This is a genomic window from Stenotrophomonas sp. HMWF023 (assembly GCF_003060985.1).
GTDB lineage: Bacteria > Pseudomonadota > Gammaproteobacteria > Xanthomonadales > Xanthomonadaceae > Stenotrophomonas > Stenotrophomonas lactitubi.
On sequence record NZ_QAIJ01000304.1, the window covers coordinates 1 to 1,155 of the forward strand.

The 1,155-nt window shown below is 66.0% G+C and carries 1 protein-coding gene; it reads left to right on the forward strand.

Going from position 1 to position 1,155, the window contains the following annotated elements:
* The coding region (locus DBR20_RS17830) for an efflux RND transporter permease subunit (protein ID WP_181393123.1) at positions 1-1,155 on the forward strand (1,155 nt) is incomplete at both ends.

Below are 1,155 nucleotides of genomic sequence, written 5' to 3' on the forward strand. Positions count from 1 at the left end.
GCGGCGCTGGTGTTGACCGTGCTGCTGTACGTGTTGATTCCCAAGGGACTGCTGCCCGAACAGGACACCGGCCTGATCACCGCCGTGGTCCAGGCCGACCAGAACATTGCGTTCCCGCAGATGGAGCAGCGCACCAAGCAGGTTGCCGAGGCGCTGCGCAAGGACCCGGACGTGACCGGCGTGTCAGCCTTCATCGGCGCCGGCAGCATGAATCCCACGCTCAACCAGGGCCAGCTGTCGATCGTGCTGAAAGAGCGCGGCGATCGGGACGGATTGGATGAGATCCTGCCGCGCCTGCAGAAGTCCGTCGCCGGCATTCCGGGCGTGGCCCTGTACCTGAAGCCGGTGCAGGACGTGACCCTGGACACCCGCGTGGCCGCCACCGAGTACCAGTACTCGCTGTCGGACGTGGACAGTGCCGAAGTGGCACTGCAGGCCAACCGCATGACCGAAGCGCTGCGCCAGCGCCCGGAACTGGCCGACGTCGACAACAACCTGTCCAACCAGGGCCGCGCACTGGAATTGAACATCGACCGCGACAAGGCCAGCGTGCTGGGCGTGCCGATGCAGACCATCGACGACACGCTCTACGATGCGTTCGGCCAGCGCCAGATCTCGACCATCTTCACCGAGCTCAACCAGTACCGGGTGGTCCTGGAAGTGGCGCCGCAGTTCCGCACCAGCACCGCGCTGATGGAACAGCTGGCGGTCGCCTCCAATGGCGCCGGCGCACTGACCGGCACCAACGCGACCAGCTTCGGTCAGGTCACCTCGTCCAACTCGTCCACCGCCACCGGTATCGGCGCGCAGAACACCGGCATCACCGTCGGTGCGGGCAGCATCATCCCGCTGTCGGCGCTGGCCGAGGCCAAGGTGTCCAGCGCGCCGCTGCTGGTCAGCCACCAGCAGCAGCTGCCTGCGGTGACGGTGTCGTTCAACGTCGCCCCGGGTTATTCGCTGTCCGATGCGGTCAAGGCCATCGAAGAGACCAAGGCCAGCCTGGACATGCCGGCGCACGTGCATGCGCAGTTCATCGGCAAGGCCGCCGAATTCACCGGCAGCCAGACCGACGTGGTGTGGCTGCTGCTGGCGTCGCTGGTGGTGATCTACATCGTGCTGGGCGTGCTCTACGAGAGCTACATCCATCCGATCACG